The sequence below is a fragment of the Aquirhabdus parva genome (assembly GCF_003351745.1).
Taxonomy (GTDB): Bacteria; Pseudomonadota; Gammaproteobacteria; order Pseudomonadales; family Moraxellaceae; genus Aquirhabdus; species Aquirhabdus parva.
This window is the reverse complement of sequence record NZ_CP031222.1, coordinates 2,125,487-2,139,451: the sequence shown is the minus strand read 5'-3', so window position 1 is coordinate 2,139,451 and position 13,965 is coordinate 2,125,487. Positions and strand designations below refer to the sequence as shown.

Genomic DNA, 13,965 nt, shown 5'->3' with positions numbered 1-13,965 from the left:
CAAATGTTGTTTCTAGGAGTTAGGGCGTGAGTTTAATTTTTTTCATGAGATAGCTTGCGCACCAAGCCGGTCCAATCAACAAAAATTGTAGATCTTTAAAGAAAGAGGGTTTTTTGCCCTCGACTTTATGGCCGTAGAACTGTCCAATCCAGCCGATAACAAATAGACCGATATAAAACCAAATTGGTGATGAGAAGGCTGTAATCAGCGGCCCAGCGAGTATGGTGATGAACACCACAACGATTGCCGAAAACACCGCCATAACGAAGAATAAAGGGATAGAGAGGCGAGCATAGAATATCATCATCAAAACGAGGATGAGGAGTGTTGCAACGGGGTTTATGCTCCAGATGATCCCAATTAAGCTTGCAGTGATGAGCGGCACGCAGACCCAGTGGATTTTTTTATTGAGCGAATTCTGGTGGCTGATACTGTATTCATCAAGCCAGTTCTGTAAGGTCCGCATGTGATTCTCCCTATCCCTATATTCTTTAGTGCTCTATCATAGCGCATATACAAAAAAACCGCCTCTAAAGGGCGGTTTTCGTGATAATCGCTTATTACATTGAATTATTGGTTAGGGCCGCTTACACGTTCAATGGTGACGTTACCCATGCCTTTATTGACGATACCCAGTTTTTCAGCAGCGCCATAAGAAAGGTCAAGGATCCGGTTACCTGAGTAAGGGCCACGGTCGTTGACTTTTACAATAACGCTTTTACCATTGTCTTTGTTGGTGACACGAATAAAACAGGCAAGAGGCAGCGAACGATGCGCAGCAGTCATTGCATTCATGTCAAAACGTTCACCAGTAGCGGTTTTACGACCGTTAAACTGATGACCGTACCATGAAGCAATACCGGTTTGTTTAAACTTACGAACGGTGTCGTTAGCCACAGAACTCAAACGATCTAAAACGCTGAGATTGTCGCTACGTTGATCATTGTCATCGGATGATGAATCAATGTTAGTGACTTTAACCACAGTATTTGCATTTGCGGCAACTGCGACGTTGTCTGAACTCGTTGTATCGCGTGTGGTGGCAAGCGTTGGTGTCGTTGCGAGAGCGAGTGTAGTTGCATTCACGGTTTTGCTATCACGTGAAAGTGCATTGGACGCAAGGCTCGGTACATCGAATGGCGTTGTCAGCGATTGCGATTGTACTAATTCTGCATGAGCAGAAGTAGTCAGTGTTACGAGTACAGCTAGCGTTGTCAGTGTTATTCGCATAAACATGCTCCTTTGGAAGGCGGTTGCTGGATGTTGCTATCAACCACCATCTTCAAGTTTGGCTTAATATAAAATGTAGCAATGAAGACACATCCTACTGTCCAAATCCGAAATTGTCTAAAAAAATGCCCGAATATGGGATGTTTTTACATAACGGCATCATTTGTGCTGTTTTTTTGAACAAAATAGTAACAATATATTTCAAAAATCAAAATTTGTTGATTTTTTGGCCGACTGCGAGAAGATTTTTATGGCGTTTTCGCCGCATCTAGGTCAGGCATGACCAGTTTAGCTCCTCTGGCACGGATGGCTGCACCTAACTGCCAAACCGCTGTTGCATACAAGCGACTGCGATTATAAGTCGTAATCACTTGATAGTTTGGATAGGTAAACCAGTATAGCGGGCCTGTATCCCCCATTAAGCGCACGCCACAAACGAGATCGGTCGGTGCTACTGGTGCGGTAATCGGTGTCAGTCCCAGTGCAAATAGCTCACTTGCTGGACGAGGCTGGGTCAGATCCTTGGTAATGATGAGATTATCATCAGTGCCTTCATACTTGGCGCGATAACCGATCGGTTTTCCTTTTTGCCATCCATGGGAGGCTAAATAGTTAGCGATAGAGCCAATTGCATCGATAGGACTATTAACGAGGTCTATACGCCCACTACCGTCAAAATCAACACCATACTGGCGAATATTGCTGGGCATAAATTGAGGATAGCCAATCGCGCCTGCATAGGAGGATTTGATTGTGGTCACATCAATTTTTTCATCTCGTGCAAAGACGAGGAGTTCAGCCAGTTCCTGCTTAAAGTAGTCGGGGCGACGTGTATCCTTAAATGCTAAGGTCGACAAGGCGTCTAAGGCTTGAAAAGAGCCTTTATGACCGCCAAAGCCAGTTTCTACGCCTAATATCCCTAAAATGATCTCAGCAGGTACACCATAGGTGCTTTCAGCACGATTTAAAGCTTCTATATAGGTTGTCTGAAATGCGAGGCCTTTATTAATTGTGGCTTCGGTAATAAATTGCGGTTGGTATTGATACCATTCTTTGCTTTCGCCAGGTTTTGCCATCACCGCCAGAATATTGGGTTTCAGATGGGCATTGATCATGATGTTATCAACATCTTCTGGTGCAAATTGATATTGGCGGACCATCTGATCGCGAAAGGCGGGATATGCGGGATCTGAATCAAAATCCCCAGCATAAGCACTAGTGCTAAGCGCAACGGATGCAACCATAGTTGTTATAAATTTAATGTGATTCAATTTGGAATCCCTCAAAGGCGGCGAGCACCGCTATCTGTATCTATTAATAAGCTGTAAATATCGTATGAAAATCTTAACTAGAGATTTTTCGATGACTAGCGGTGAGTTCGAATGGACATGAGTAGTCCAAACCCACTCATCAATGTAATCAATGCCGTACCGCCGTAGCTAATAAAAGGCAGTGGTACACCTACGACAGGCAGAATACCACTCACCATACCGACATTCACAAAAACATAGACAAAAAACGACATAGCAATCGCACCCCCTAGCAAACGGCCATAGGTGCTGGATGTTTCAAAAGCAATAAATAGTGCGCGGCCTACTAATGCACTATATAGAAGAAGAAGGAGGGTGACGCCGACTAAGCCGAACTCTTCAGAAAAGGCCGCGATAACGAAGTCGGTATGTCCTTCAGGCAGGAATTGCAGGTGAGATTGGGTACCTTGCAGGTAACCTTTACCCATTAAACCGCCTGAGCCAATAGCGGTTTTAGACTGAATAATATTCCAGCCCGTACCTAAGGCGTCCGCTTCTGGATCGAATAGGGTTAAAACGCGTTGTTTTTGATAATCATGGAGTAGGAATTCCCATGCGATGGGTAATGCTGCGCCAAGAGCGACGACACAGCCGCCAATCATCCACCAAGGCAGTCCACCGAGGAAAAGCACAAACAAGCCGCTGGCGCTCACCAGAATAGCTGTACCCAGGTCGGGTTGCTTGGCAATCAAACCCGCAGGGATAGCGATGAGCAGTAAGCCAGTCAGTACGACCTTCCAACTGGGAGGTAGAACTCGCCCAGATAAATACCACGCCATCATCATCGGCATGGCGAGTTTGAGAAACTCAGAGGGTTGGAAGCGAAATAAACCGGGGACACCTAGCCAGCGCCTTGCACCTAAAGAGACTTGTCCAATCAATGCGACCATAATCAATAGAACGAGCCCCATGGCGAAGAACCACGGAGAAAAAGCTTCATACATCTTGGGCGGTACTTGGGCCAGTGTAATCATGACCACAAATGCCATGCCGAAACTAATGGCTTGGCGTGTGACCATGTCTGCATCTTGTCCAGAAGCACTATAAAGGACAATCAAACCAAAAGTTGCTGCTATTAAGAGTAATCCCAATAGCCATGGGTCGAGATGCATTCGCGTCCATCGCCCAGGCTGCATTTGCATGGTTGTACCATCGCGCGGCGCGTAACGCAAAAAGCGGTAGTGATGATAATCAGACATGTTTGAGCAACCTAAAGCGACTTCCGTGGGTGAGTTCTTACGCGGTGTAGATCAACGCATCGTAATGCTTAGTGAATGCCAGTAGTTCGTCTTGGGTTAAGCTAGGAACGAGTTTATCGATCGCAACGTGCAATGCCTTTGTGATCCCACTTTGTGCAAGGCTAGATGCTTTACGTTTGAACATGCCCAGATCCAGCGTTTGGTTAAAATCAACCATGAAGTGCTTGATCATGACATCAGAGAACAATTTGAATTGTTCCGCAAGAGCTGGACGTACCGCTTTGCCATTGCCTGCAAAAACTTCAGCAAATGAAGCTTTCATCTGTGCAACTAATGCATCTGGCAGAACGGTACCCACTTTAAGTTGCCCTTCATGGGTATTGCTGCTGAGTGCCAGGAATTCAGTTGATTTGAGCACTTGTTCATTCGGGTCTTTATTTAGGAGTTGTTTCATGAGGACGTGAACAGTGCTTTTAATAAAGTTAGCGAGCTTTTCCATGGTTTCTTTTTTGTCGCTAGGCGGAAGCATATGAACCAATTGCACGAGAACGTTGTCAATCAGTTCATCCGTAATGCCGAGTGATACGAGGTCACGAATGACATATAAAGGTTCGGTTGACGGTGTTTTGGCCTGTACCAACGCTTTTTCGATATTGCTTTTTAGTGTTTCTGACGGTGTAAAACCAAAATAAGCTGTCATAAGTCTTTCCTCTTAAAGATGTCTTTATAAAAAATATAGCTTGTTCTAAATTTAGATACTTGATTTTAAATAAAAAGTATCAAATAAAAATAGAGCCCCCTCGCTATTGGTGACGGTAGCTTTTTAAGCGCACGCTATTCTGTTGTTTCAAGCTGAGCTTGTCGAGTCAAATTATTGCCGAGCCAGTCGAGTCACTTGCGGAAGCCAGCGCAAATCTGAGGTCCTACAAGGATTGATATCGAGTCCACCGCGCCTTGTGTATTGGGCGTGTACTGCCAGTGCTTCGGGTTTTAGATATTGCCAAATGTCAGCAAAGATTTGCTCAACACATTGCTCGTGAAAACCGCTATGTTTACGGTACGAGATGATATAGGTCAATAAGCTACTTTGACAGAGCTTTGCTCCACGATAACGTATAAAAACGGTGCCCCAATCGGGTTGCCCAGTGACAGGGCAGTTACTACGCAATAGATTCGAGTAGAGCGTTTCCTCAACGATCTCGGATGTACCCTCAGCCAGCATCAATAAACTGGCATCGGGTTCAGTGGGAGAGGGTGATTGCGTGGTGGCTAACCCATCAAGATAAATACCCTGAGGTAAGTGAGTGGTAAGTTCATCAACACCCAGAAGTTCTAGTTGCACTGGTGCCTGCGCTGCTGCAGAGAGGTCTTTAATCACGACTGCAAGGAATGCATCAGGATCAGCAAAGGTCTCAAAGTTTAAACTATTAAAATAGAGTTTCAGAGACTTTGATTCAATCAGATAGGGCGAGTCTGCGGGCAAGGTCATACGACCCACCGCCACAACAGGTTTACCAGATCGATCTAACCAAGAGAGTTCAAAGATATGCCAGATATCTACCCCTTGATTGACGGTCTCTGGATAAGTAGCGCCTAATAACGCGCGCCCTTCGGCACGCGCAATCGGGAAAAGCAAAGTGGGGTTGTAGTGATCTGGATAGACTGTTTCTTGACCCAGCGCAGAATCATTAACACTCATGCACGCATTCCTGTACCGTTATGCAGTAAGCGATAAGCAAAGAAATACATTGCCACGCAGAAAATACTAATGAACCCTAGTGATGCCCAAACGTTTACATCACTGACACCCAAGATGCCATAACGGAAGGCGTTGACCATATAAACAATAGGGTTGATCAGAGATAGCGTCTTCCAGAATGGAGATAACTGATCCATGGAGTAGAACACACCACCCAGATAGGTCAAAGGGGTGAGCACAAATGTCGGGACGATACTCACATCATCAAAAGTACGCGCATACACGGCGTTAATAAAGCCACCGAGCGAGAACAAGACGGCGGTCACAAAGGCCGTAAAGACAACGATACCCACATGTTGAATACCCAGATGGGTGAAAAACAGCGACAAAATCGTCACGATGATAGCAACCAGAAGCCCACGAGCGACGCCACCCATGACGAAACCGAGCAAGACCACATGATGCGATACAGGACTCACCAAGAGTTCTTCAATAGAGCGCTGGAACTTGACACCGAAGAAGCTGGAAACGACGTTGGAATAGCTATTGGTAATGATCGCCATCATCACTAGACCTGGGACGATGTACTGCATGTAAGAGACGCCATGCGTAGAGCCGATTTGGCTACCGACCAAATTTCCAAAAATAACGAAATATAAAGTCATCGTGATTGCTGGAGGCAATAAAGTTTGCGACCAAATTCGCATAAAACGACGAACTTCTTTAATCACGATCGTCGTAAAGGCAATCCAAAGTTGTGAGCGGTTCATGACTTATCCTTTTAAGTTCTTTTCGACGAGACCCACGAACAGTTCTTCGAGGCGATTGGATTTGTTGCGCATACTTGAAATCGTAATGCCTTGGGCGGTCAGTACGTCAAAGACATCATTGAGCGAGTGATTTTTCTCTAAGGAGAGCTCAAGAGTATTGGCATCAATTTGTTCAAGGGTGATCCCGGCTAAATTGATTTGCGGCAATGTTTCAAGCGGTGAGCGCAGATCCAGTATAAAAGTCTCGACTGAAAGTGACGCCAACAGACTCTTCATATCGGTGTCTTTTTTAATCTCACCTTTATCGATGATCGCAATGCGTTTACACAAAACTTCGGCTTCTTCAAGATAATGTGTAGTCAGAATGATTGAAGTACCTTGTTCATTTAAGGTGGTTAGGAAATCCCACATTGAACGGCGTAATTCGATATCAACACCAGCGGTCGGTTCATCAAGAATCAGCATCCGTGGTTCGTGCACCATTGCACGGGCAATCATCAGTCGACGTTTCATACCGCCTGACAAGAGACGTGCTTGCACATTGCGCTTTTCCCAAAGACCCAGTTGGGTCAGGTATTTTTCGGCACGCTGCATCGCCAGCGGGCGAGGGATGCCGTAATAGCCCGCTTGAGTGACCAGAATATCAAATACTTTTTCAAACATGCCGAAGTTGAATTCTTGTGGAACAACACCGATGCACTGTTTGGCTTTTGATGCCTCTTTATCCAGATCGTAGCCAAAGATTTCTACACTTCCACTGGTTTTGAGTGTCAGCGAGCTGATGATGCTGATCGTTGTTGATTTGCCGGCACCATTAGGGCCAAGCAGGGCATAGAAATCACCTTGAGCAACTGTGAGATCAATTCCTTTGAGGGCTTGCAGTCCACTTTTATAGGTTTTGGTGAGGTTACGAAGAACCAGTGCATCCGTCATTACGATCTCTCTTTAAATATGCATGCATGAGGGCAAAACAGCTGCCAATCTGATTTACTAATGAATGATATAGAAATGGTATTTTAAACGAAGAATGCAAGGCAATGAGCAAATAAAATGTCTTAAATGGGAAACTTAGCGTTGCAAGCAACGATATGATCATCACCACAATGTGAGCAGGTGAATATATAGTCATTTGTGGATAAACATTTACTCAAATAACAATCGTTGCTTTACCTTGCGCAGCTTTTTGCCTATCATGAGCGCCGCATCGAAATGCGCCTGTAGCTCAGATGGATAGAGTACTGCCCTCCGAAGGCAGGGGTCGTGGGTTCGAATCCCGCCAGGCGCACCACTTCTTGTTGTATCGCTTTTTCCCATATATCTTGGTGTTCTTCTCCCATAGCACGTTGCACATCTGCGACTGTTATTAGTATCGGTAATCCTGCAATATCAGCTAGTTGTGCAATTTCATTTGCATCTGGTTTTCTGCGTCCAGCTTTCCAATCTGCGAGCCTTATTGGATTAATATCCATAGCCGCTGCTACTTCATTAATACTCCCTTTTGCCTCTTTAGCATGACTGATTAACTGAGTTATGTTCATATTTGGCTGCCTTGACTTCTTCCATATTTGGAAGGTAAATTTAATCTACCAATTTTGGAAGAACTTCCATAATTGGTTGCTTATTAAATTAAGCCCTTTTTGGTGACAATTCAAGTCAGGTGGTGTGATGGACACGGCTAAAAATAAAGCTCATACGAAATTAAAGGCTGAATTCCATTCAGACCATCCGTATTTCTTTGTTATGGAGCGTGAAGGCGCTAATGCCGCATTTTTAGATCATCTTCTTAAGCGTTTACCTACCGTTAATCCTCATCCAGAAAACACACCAGATTTTTACATGTGGCGCTACGGCTATGAAAAAGCCAAGTCATATACAGACAGGATCACCATTTCTAGCATTCAGTTTCAAGCTGAGATGAATTCTTTCAAGCTACGTGAGGTTTACTCCTAATGTCAGCACTGACCTTTCCAGATCAGCATACCTTCAATCAAGCCGCTTTTATCACAGTGGCTCATATTGTTGCAGCCTACGGTGAAGAGATCATCGTTAGCGGCTCATCTAGTCCTAATACTGAGCAATGCCTAGAACAATTAATGCGTGTCTGCTCTACATGGGGTTACGACTCATCAGACATCAGCACACTTCATGAATTGTTTGCTGAAGAGAATCAGCGCATTAGCGACTACGAAAAGGAAATTGGTGTCAATCATGACTAACACCACGGATGTGATCTCGCCAGTAGTAAAAAAACAGTCTAAGCGCGCGCAAGTACTGCCGAGGAGGTACGACGAGACAGTACGCGGCAAGCGCGAAGCTGTCGATTTTCTCTCCCCCGTTTGTAATACGGGGGGAAAGTTAGGAAGTAGCCAAGCTAAACCGAGTCTGGAACTCGACCGCTATGTGATTTTGCATAATGGTAAAGAATCATTCCCTGTACTGATCAGCCGCCCTACTGAGAATGAGATTGCCGCCATTGACTGGATATCTGTTTCAGGTGGCTATGAAACCTATGGCGATAAATATCTTGGTCTTGATGTTGCCCAACGTGAAAAAGCCTTCGACTATATGGCTGACCTGATTGATGCTGACCTTAAGCATATATTCGGTTTCGGCATACTGAAGAAACGTGACAAAGGCATGCACTTTCATGAGTACTCATGGGAATTAGAAGATAATTTCGGTTTGTTGTTGATCGGTCATGCTACTGGACGTTTCACCATTCAAATTAATGGTACAGGTACAGCTTACGCCTCTAAAGGATGGGAAAAACGTCTTTATAATTATATGGTTAATGAGCTTGAGCGTGCAAAAATAACGCGCATAGACCTATGCCATGATGATCTCGAAGGCATATATGACCTTGATTTCTTTAATGAACAAGACACTCTTGGGATGTTTGGCAATGGTGGTCGCCTCCCTACAGTACAACACTTTGGCAACTGGAAACGTCCAGATGGCAAAGGGCGCACCCTTCAATTAGGCAAACGCGAAAATGGCAAATGTGGTCGTTTTTATGAGAAAGGCAAGCAATTAGGTGATCCATCATCGCCTTGGGTGCGCTCAGAAATAGAGATTTCTAGTACTGATCGCATTATTCCTTTTGAAGTTTTGCTTTCACCAAGTCAATACTTTCTAGCGCAATATCAGTGTCTTAACGTCTTTAATCAAGACTCTATTCAGCCTGTAAAAATCTATACCAAACAGATAGAAGCCGAGATTACATGGGAAAAGGCTGTCCATAACGCGCGTCATTCCTATGGCAAATATATAAACATGTTCAGGCAGGTCTATAGCGACGAAGAGCTATTAGACATCCTCACTCATAAACGCACTCAAACACCTGCACGTCTGATTCCTTGCGAGATTCTCGCAAAGCGTTGGACTGAAGAGGCTATGCAATCAACGTCCGATTATTTGACCGCATCGGGGGCACGTTCACAGGTCGCTATCAAGGAGTCACTAACATGCAATTGAAATCAACAATCACTGTGATCGGTGCTAAACGCTCTAAGGGCGAAATGGAAGGCAAGCCATACGATCACACTACGATCTACACGCAAGATTCATTAGATCAAAAAAATGGTGATGCCATTGGCTCGGCTGGATCGGACTATCGATGGGGTACATCTGACAACTACAAAAGCATTCAGGGGCTTATCCCGCCTTTCAATGCCGATGTAACTCTCGAAGTCATCACCACTGGCAAATCAACTCGCATGATCATCGTTGATCTTAAGCCTGTGGCACAACCATCACCTAAACAATCTTAATTTTTTGGACTGTCCAAATAATGGCTAAAGATAAGCGTGACTTTAAGACGATGGATTTAGCTGGGATTCCTAAAGTCCCGGGTAGACCGAATTTAGGCTTGACTAAGAGTTCTACTGACTACAAGCGCCTCCAGCGTGAGCAAATTCGCATTGATGCACTCAACGGTATCTTAACGACTCGTTCTCACTGTATGTACGTGCTTTCTAAGCCTGTCTATTTCAGTAAAGCCCAGCGTGAAAATGCTTGGATTAGGTTAGCTGAACTGGATGGCTATGCACCTGAGCTTTTGAAGTTTATTTAGGACAGTCCAATTTATATACGAGGGTTAAATCATGATTTTTGGATTAATTATCTTAGCTACAGTGATCTATCAAGTAGCTGGTGGAGCTGTTGGGTCATGAGATTAATGATCATCGGCGGCTATATCGATCTGCTTCAAGCTGGTGATCATTGCTCTCATGTCTTGGCTTATTTGAGTGCCTATAAATGAGTAACTACGTCTGCTCACAGCTATCGGCTCCTGATGGCAATGGCATATCAACATGTACCGTCTGGGCGGTCGATCAACCGTTTCTCCCAGACTTAACGAATGACCAAGCTAATGAGCTACTTGGTCCTGTTGTCACAATGTTCTGTGTGGTCTTTGCATGGAAGATTGTCGGCAAGTTTATGGCTCGTAAATAAAGGAGTATCCATCATGGATAAATCAGAAGTTGTTGAAGTTCAAGAAGTAAAAACCGTTAACAAGTCTGCTCGTCTTGGTAATGCATTAGCAATTGGTACTGCTGCTGCTTTGCCTATGTTTGCTCATGCTGACGCTATCGATGTATCTGCTGGTGTAGCTGTCCTCGGTACTGCTGTTGCTGCAATTGCTCTTGTTGGCGCTGCCAAAATCGCACCCCAAGCGACTCTTGCCGTCTGGGGATACGTGAAGCAGGCTTTCGGACGTTAATAGCGTTTTGCAATACAACCGTGATGTTAGCGCATCACGGTTTCTATTTTAGGGGCTTCTCATGGCTTGGTTCTATTTGATTACTGTCACCGTTGCATTCATGTGGCTATTGAAGGATTAAAAACATGTTTATTCAGCGAGTTAATATTTTTTTAATGTCTTTGGTGCTTGCATTTGCGCCTGCTGCCGTTTTTGCGATCGATCCAATTATCCCACCTTTTACATCTGCTGCTGGTGCTGGTGATGTAGCGGCATCGTTAGGTGCTGGTGGTTCTGGTGGTTTTGCTTCTAGTACTGCTGGTTTGGCTTCTGCTGCGGCTGCTGTTGCTGTTGGTGTTGGTTCTTATTGCATCGCTAGTGAACTCGTTGGCAATTCCTGTAATGATCCTAATAATCCTATCTGTTCTGCTTTACGTGCTATTCATGTCACTTCTTGTTCTCCAAATTCAGATGGTTCTTTTAATATTCCGGATACATCTGTTGACCCTAATACACCGCCAACATCTGGTGCTTATTACTATTATTTTGCTGGTGATAATGGTACAGCTTTTGGCATTGGTCCATCTAACCCTGCACCGTTATCAGCTCTCATAGCTGCATTTTTGCAATACCTTAATTCACACGTTAATCAATCGTCACAAGAACGATATACATTTGATTCTATTCAAGGCGATCATGAACCCTATAGTAAGATTTACGCACGCAGTAGTACTTCAGGTGGTCTAACTGCGGCAACACTTATAGCTGTAGCTGTTACTGAAGGTCAACCTGCTAAAACTAAACCTGCTTCTCCTTCTGATGTTGGCAATGCCATTGGTTCTAATCCTGCTGCTGCTGCTGCTTTGGGTGCTGCTGCCGCTGCTGCCGCTGCTGCCGCTGCTTCTGGTGCTGATGCTGCTGCACAAACCGCTGCTGCTAATGCTGCTGCCGCCGCTGCTGCTGCTAATCCTCCAGCGACTCGTACTTGTACGTCTGGTTTTAAGCTTGATGCTCAATCAGGTCTATGTACTAAAACAGATTCGCCAACATGCGGACAAGGCTATGCTGCTGGAGCTGACGGTATTTGTGTTCCAGTTGATCCTAACAATCCAACTACACCAACAGATGCTAAATTACCCGCTTTTTGTACTTGGGCGTCTGTTGTATGTGATGCAATTACGTGGTCAAAATCCCAGTTTCAGCCTGATACTGCGGCTGCTGAGGATACAAAGCCTCCGACCAAAGACGACAGCGATAATCCTGATTTATCTGTCGCTAAAGTCTTTGATACAGGTCGTTTTAAGATGCCTTCGCAGTGTCCAGCGCCGACACAGTCATCACTTGATGTTGGCGGTACAACAGTTTCCTTTAGTTTTGATCTATCGCCTTTATGCGAGATTTTAGCGCGTGCACGTCCTGCGCTTTTGGGCATTAGCTATCTGTCTGCTGCTTACATACTTGTCGGTGCAGTGAGGAATTAATTATGGGTATTCAATCACTTTTCCGGAAAGCCTTAGATTCGAGTGGTGATGGTCTTATTAAACGTGTGCTAACTGGTGCGGGTCTTAGTCTTGCGTCTAGTGCCGTCATCATGACACTCGTTACTTATGCTTTAGGTCAAATGCAAGCCAGTCTATCGGGTGCTGGTGATGTTGCTGCCTTGATTGGTGTTTCTGGGCTTGATCAGGGCTTATCGGTCATCATGGGCGCTTTAATTGCTCGTGCGACCATGAGTTCAACTGGTATATCCATTCGTAAGTCTAGTTGATGAGGTTTTATCATGGCTCTTACTTTGGTTACTGGTGTTCCTAGGTCGGGCAAATCCTTGTTTACCGTTAAAAAAATCATAGATTTAATCGGTGAGGGTAGGACGGTCTATTCTGACATTGAAGGGCTTAATATCATTGGTTTACAGCCTGCGCCTGACGATTACCGTACAACGCCTCACGGCTCTGTAATCGTTTATGATGAGGTTCAAAAGCGTAATATCTGGTCTCGTAAGTTTCGGGGTTTAAACGACATTATCGAGTCATTGCAAACGCATGGTCATTACGGTTATGACATCATCATCATTACACAGCACCCTAAATTCCTTAATACCGACGTTACCGCTGTTGTCGGTGAGCATTATCACGTTGCACGTGCTATGAATGCTCAAATGTCAAATATCTGGCTCTGGCGTAATGCTCAGGATAATCCACATACTAAATCTGCTAAACGTGAAGCGGAGAATGTATTTCTTTTCCCGTATCCTAAGCATTTGTTTGCTTTGTATAAATCGGCTCATAATCATAGCTTAAAGAAGCTGGCTATACCGATGAAGGTTATCAACGCTGTCTGGATGCTTGTTGTTGTTATTATCATGATTGCATATCTGTATCACAAAGCTTTCGCCACATCTTCAACACCTCCAGTTGCTAAGACTCAAGCTGAAATTGCTAAAGGTTCTATCGTTGCTAATCCTGTTAAAGCGCCTGATAGTCAGGTTAAACAAGAGGTAAAAGACGATAAATCTGACTTACAAGCCATCGAGAATAAGCGTGTTGCTTTCGTAATCTATAACGGTGGCGGTTGTGTAGCCAAAAACTCTTACGGTGAGATTCTGCCTATCGATATGCTCACCTGTAAGCAATATTCTGATCATCCTTCGATGCTTTCATTTTCTCGAATGCCTCAACCTGATCAACCGTGGCGCCACGAATCCCAACAACCTGTTGTTACGACTAAAACGCTTTGAACGGCCGCATGGATTAACACATGGTGTGAACCGTTTTAACCCAGCTCAACGATCCTTCAATTTCCCTCTGTGAACCGTTTTTTGTGTTAAGTTCAACTGAGATCTCAAAATGCAGCCTGTGAGTGTCGAACAGGCAAATGATCAAGAGGTGTTTATGCAAAATTCCGTTGATACTGTTATTCAAATATTTCTAGGCATTTATTTTGGCTTCGTGCTTTTGTGTTTCGTTGTCATGATGATTTTGCGTATTCACTATGCATGGACTAACGACGATTTCCGGTGATTCTCACATAAAATAAACCCCATCAGATCTGATGG

At 44.5% G+C, this 13,965-nt stretch carries 18 protein-coding genes and 1 tRNA gene; 11 read left to right on the top strand and 8 right to left on the bottom strand.

The window, feature by feature from the left end:
• Positions 1 to 19 precede the first annotated feature (19 nt).
• From HYN46_RS09635 to HYN46_RS09600, 8 genes are all read right to left on the bottom strand, one after another.
• The gene (locus tag HYN46_RS09635) at positions 20 to 466 is read right to left on the bottom strand and encodes an Mpo1 family 2-hydroxy fatty acid dioxygenase (RefSeq protein ID WP_114899187.1); all 447 of its coding nucleotides are present in this window, start codon (positions 464 to 466) and stop codon (positions 20 to 22) included.
• Between the two features lie 104 nt (positions 467 to 570).
• Positions 571 to 1,230, bottom strand: coding sequence for a septal ring lytic transglycosylase RlpA family protein (locus HYN46_RS09630; protein ID WP_114899186.1), 660 nt, complete (start codon positions 1,228 to 1,230; stop codon positions 571 to 573).
• Between the two features lie 248 nt (positions 1,231 to 1,478).
• The gene (mltB, locus tag HYN46_RS09625; protein ID WP_114899185.1) at positions 1,479 to 2,474 is read right to left on the bottom strand and encodes a lytic murein transglycosylase B; all 996 of its coding nucleotides are present in this window, start codon (positions 2,472 to 2,474) and stop codon (positions 1,479 to 1,481) included.
• A 122-nt stretch (positions 2,475 to 2,596) separates the two neighbouring features.
• Positions 2,597 to 3,739 carry a rod shape-determining protein RodA gene (gene rodA / locus HYN46_RS09620; protein ID WP_114899184.1) on the bottom strand — a complete coding sequence of 381 codons (1,143 nt, stop codon included), beginning with the start codon at positions 3,737 to 3,739 and terminating at the stop codon, positions 2,597 to 2,599.
• A 37-nt stretch (positions 3,740 to 3,776) separates the two neighbouring features.
• Positions 3,777 to 4,439 carry a hypothetical protein gene (locus HYN46_RS09615; protein ID WP_114899183.1) on the bottom strand — a complete coding sequence of 221 codons (663 nt, stop codon included), beginning with the start codon at positions 4,437 to 4,439 and terminating at the stop codon, positions 3,777 to 3,779.
• A gap of 171 nt (positions 4,440 to 4,610) precedes the next feature.
• Positions 4,611 to 5,438 (bottom strand): NADPH-dependent 7-cyano-7-deazaguanine reductase QueF, encoded by an 828-nt coding sequence (queF, locus tag HYN46_RS09610; RefSeq protein ID WP_114899182.1) that lies wholly within the window; start codon positions 5,436 to 5,438, stop codon positions 4,611 to 4,613.
• Entirely contained in the window at positions 5,435 to 6,208 is a 774-nt protein-coding gene (locus HYN46_RS09605; RefSeq protein ID WP_114899181.1) for an ABC transporter permease, read from the bottom strand. The genes queF and HYN46_RS09605 overlap by 4 nt, the downstream gene beginning before the upstream one ends.
• Positions 6,209 to 6,211: 3 nt before the next feature.
• Positions 6,212 to 7,141 (bottom strand): ABC transporter ATP-binding protein, encoded by a 930-nt coding sequence (locus tag HYN46_RS09600; protein WP_114899180.1) that lies wholly within the window; start codon positions 7,139 to 7,141, stop codon positions 6,212 to 6,214.
• Positions 7,142 to 7,419: 278 nt separating this feature from the next.
• Between HYN46_RS09600 and HYN46_RS09595 the strand changes: the two genes are divergently transcribed.
• From HYN46_RS09595 to HYN46_RS09550, 11 genes are all read left to right on the top strand, one after another.
• Positions 7,420 to 7,496: transfer RNA gene (locus tag HYN46_RS09595), tRNA-Arg, on the top strand.
• Positions 7,497 to 7,873: 377 nt separating this feature from the next.
• On the top strand, positions 7,874 to 8,158 hold the full coding sequence (locus tag HYN46_RS09590) for a hypothetical protein (RefSeq protein ID WP_162818143.1): 285 nt from the start codon (positions 7,874 to 7,876) through the stop codon (positions 8,156 to 8,158).
• Positions 8,158 to 8,424, top strand: a complete 267-nt coding sequence (locus tag HYN46_RS17260; protein ID WP_162818142.1) for a hypothetical protein — start codon at positions 8,158 to 8,160, stop codon at positions 8,422 to 8,424. The genes HYN46_RS09590 and HYN46_RS17260 overlap by 1 nt, the downstream gene beginning before the upstream one ends.
• Positions 8,417 to 9,682 carry a replication initiation factor domain-containing protein gene (locus HYN46_RS09585; RefSeq protein WP_162818141.1) on the top strand — a complete coding sequence of 422 codons (1,266 nt, stop codon included), beginning with the start codon at positions 8,417 to 8,419 and terminating at the stop codon, positions 9,680 to 9,682. Before HYN46_RS17260 ends, HYN46_RS09585 begins: the two co-directional genes overlap by 8 nt.
• Positions 9,673 to 9,978 carry a hypothetical protein gene (locus HYN46_RS09580; RefSeq protein ID WP_114899177.1) on the top strand — a complete coding sequence of 102 codons (306 nt, stop codon included), beginning with the start codon at positions 9,673 to 9,675 and terminating at the stop codon, positions 9,976 to 9,978. Before HYN46_RS09585 ends, HYN46_RS09580 begins: the two co-directional genes overlap by 10 nt.
• Positions 9,979 to 9,998: 20 nt before the next feature.
• A complete protein-coding gene (locus HYN46_RS09575; RefSeq protein WP_114899176.1) occupies positions 9,999 to 10,280 on the top strand; it encodes a hypothetical protein in 282 nt (93 codons plus the stop codon).
• Between the two features lie 185 nt (positions 10,281 to 10,465).
• Complete coding sequence (locus tag HYN46_RS09570; protein WP_114899175.1) at positions 10,466 to 10,663, top strand: hypothetical protein; 198 nt, start codon at positions 10,466 to 10,468, stop codon at positions 10,661 to 10,663.
• A gap of 13 nt (positions 10,664 to 10,676) precedes the next feature.
• The gene (locus HYN46_RS09565; protein WP_114899174.1) at positions 10,677 to 10,931 is read left to right on the top strand and encodes a major capsid protein; all 255 of its coding nucleotides are present in this window, start codon (positions 10,677 to 10,679) and stop codon (positions 10,929 to 10,931) included.
• Between the two features lie 125 nt (positions 10,932 to 11,056).
• Positions 11,057 to 12,391 (top strand): virulence factor TspB C-terminal domain-related protein, encoded by a 1,335-nt coding sequence (locus HYN46_RS09560; protein WP_114899173.1) that lies wholly within the window; start codon positions 11,057 to 11,059, stop codon positions 12,389 to 12,391.
• A 2-nt stretch (positions 12,392 to 12,393) separates the two neighbouring features.
• Complete coding sequence (locus HYN46_RS09555; protein ID WP_114899172.1) at positions 12,394 to 12,678, top strand: DUF2523 family protein; 285 nt, start codon at positions 12,394 to 12,396, stop codon at positions 12,676 to 12,678.
• Positions 12,679 to 12,690: 12 nt separating this feature from the next.
• Positions 12,691 to 13,647 carry a zonular occludens toxin domain-containing protein gene (locus tag HYN46_RS09550; RefSeq protein ID WP_114899171.1) on the top strand — a complete coding sequence of 319 codons (957 nt, stop codon included), beginning with the start codon at positions 12,691 to 12,693 and terminating at the stop codon, positions 13,645 to 13,647.
• Positions 13,648 to 13,965 lie beyond the last annotated feature (318 nt).

Bases quoted from the DNA above. Each gene is read 5' to 3' on its own strand.
- HYN46_RS09565 (WP_114899174.1), top strand. From the start codon at position 10,677: ATGGATAAATCAGAAGTTGTTGAAGTTCAAGAAGTAAAAACCGTTAAC.
- HYN46_RS09605 (WP_114899181.1), bottom strand. From the start codon at position 6,208: ATGAACCGCTCACAACTTTGGATTGCCTTTACGACGATCGTGATTAAA.
- HYN46_RS09600 (WP_114899180.1), bottom strand. From the start codon at position 7,141: ATGACGGATGCACTGGTTCTTCGTAACCTCACCAAAACCTATAAAAGT.
- HYN46_RS09585 (WP_162818141.1), top strand. From the start codon at position 8,417: ATGACTAACACCACGGATGTGATCTCGCCAGTAGTAAAAAAACAGTCT.
- HYN46_RS17260 (WP_162818142.1), top strand. From the start codon at position 8,158: ATGTCAGCACTGACCTTTCCAGATCAGCATACCTTCAATCAAGCCGCT.
- HYN46_RS09615 (WP_114899183.1), bottom strand. From the start codon at position 4,439: ATGACAGCTTATTTTGGTTTTACACCGTCAGAAACACTAAAAAGCAAT.
- HYN46_RS09575 (WP_114899176.1), top strand. From the start codon at position 9,999: ATGGCTAAAGATAAGCGTGACTTTAAGACGATGGATTTAGCTGGGATT.
- HYN46_RS09550 (WP_114899171.1), top strand. From the start codon at position 12,691: ATGGCTCTTACTTTGGTTACTGGTGTTCCTAGGTCGGGCAAATCCTTG.
- HYN46_RS09555 (WP_114899172.1), top strand. From the start codon at position 12,394: ATGGGTATTCAATCACTTTTCCGGAAAGCCTTAGATTCGAGTGGTGAT.
- HYN46_RS09630 (WP_114899186.1), bottom strand. From the start codon at position 1,230: ATGCGAATAACACTGACAACGCTAGCTGTACTCGTAACACTGACTACT.
- HYN46_RS09635 (WP_114899187.1), bottom strand. From the start codon at position 466: ATGCGGACCTTACAGAACTGGCTTGATGAATACAGTATCAGCCACCAG.
- queF (WP_114899182.1), bottom strand. From the start codon at position 5,438: ATGAGTGTTAATGATTCTGCGCTGGGTCAAGAAACAGTCTATCCAGAT.
- HYN46_RS09590 (WP_162818143.1), top strand. From the start codon at position 7,874: ATGGACACGGCTAAAAATAAAGCTCATACGAAATTAAAGGCTGAATTC.
- HYN46_RS09560 (WP_114899173.1), top strand. From the start codon at position 11,057: ATGTTTATTCAGCGAGTTAATATTTTTTTAATGTCTTTGGTGCTTGCA.
- mltB (WP_114899185.1), bottom strand. From the start codon at position 2,474: ATGGTTGCATCCGTTGCGCTTAGCACTAGTGCTTATGCTGGGGATTTT.
- rodA (WP_114899184.1), bottom strand. From the start codon at position 3,739: ATGTCTGATTATCATCACTACCGCTTTTTGCGTTACGCGCCGCGCGAT.
- HYN46_RS09580 (WP_114899177.1), top strand. From the start codon at position 9,673: ATGCAATTGAAATCAACAATCACTGTGATCGGTGCTAAACGCTCTAAG.
- HYN46_RS09570 (WP_114899175.1), top strand. From the start codon at position 10,466: ATGAGTAACTACGTCTGCTCACAGCTATCGGCTCCTGATGGCAATGGC.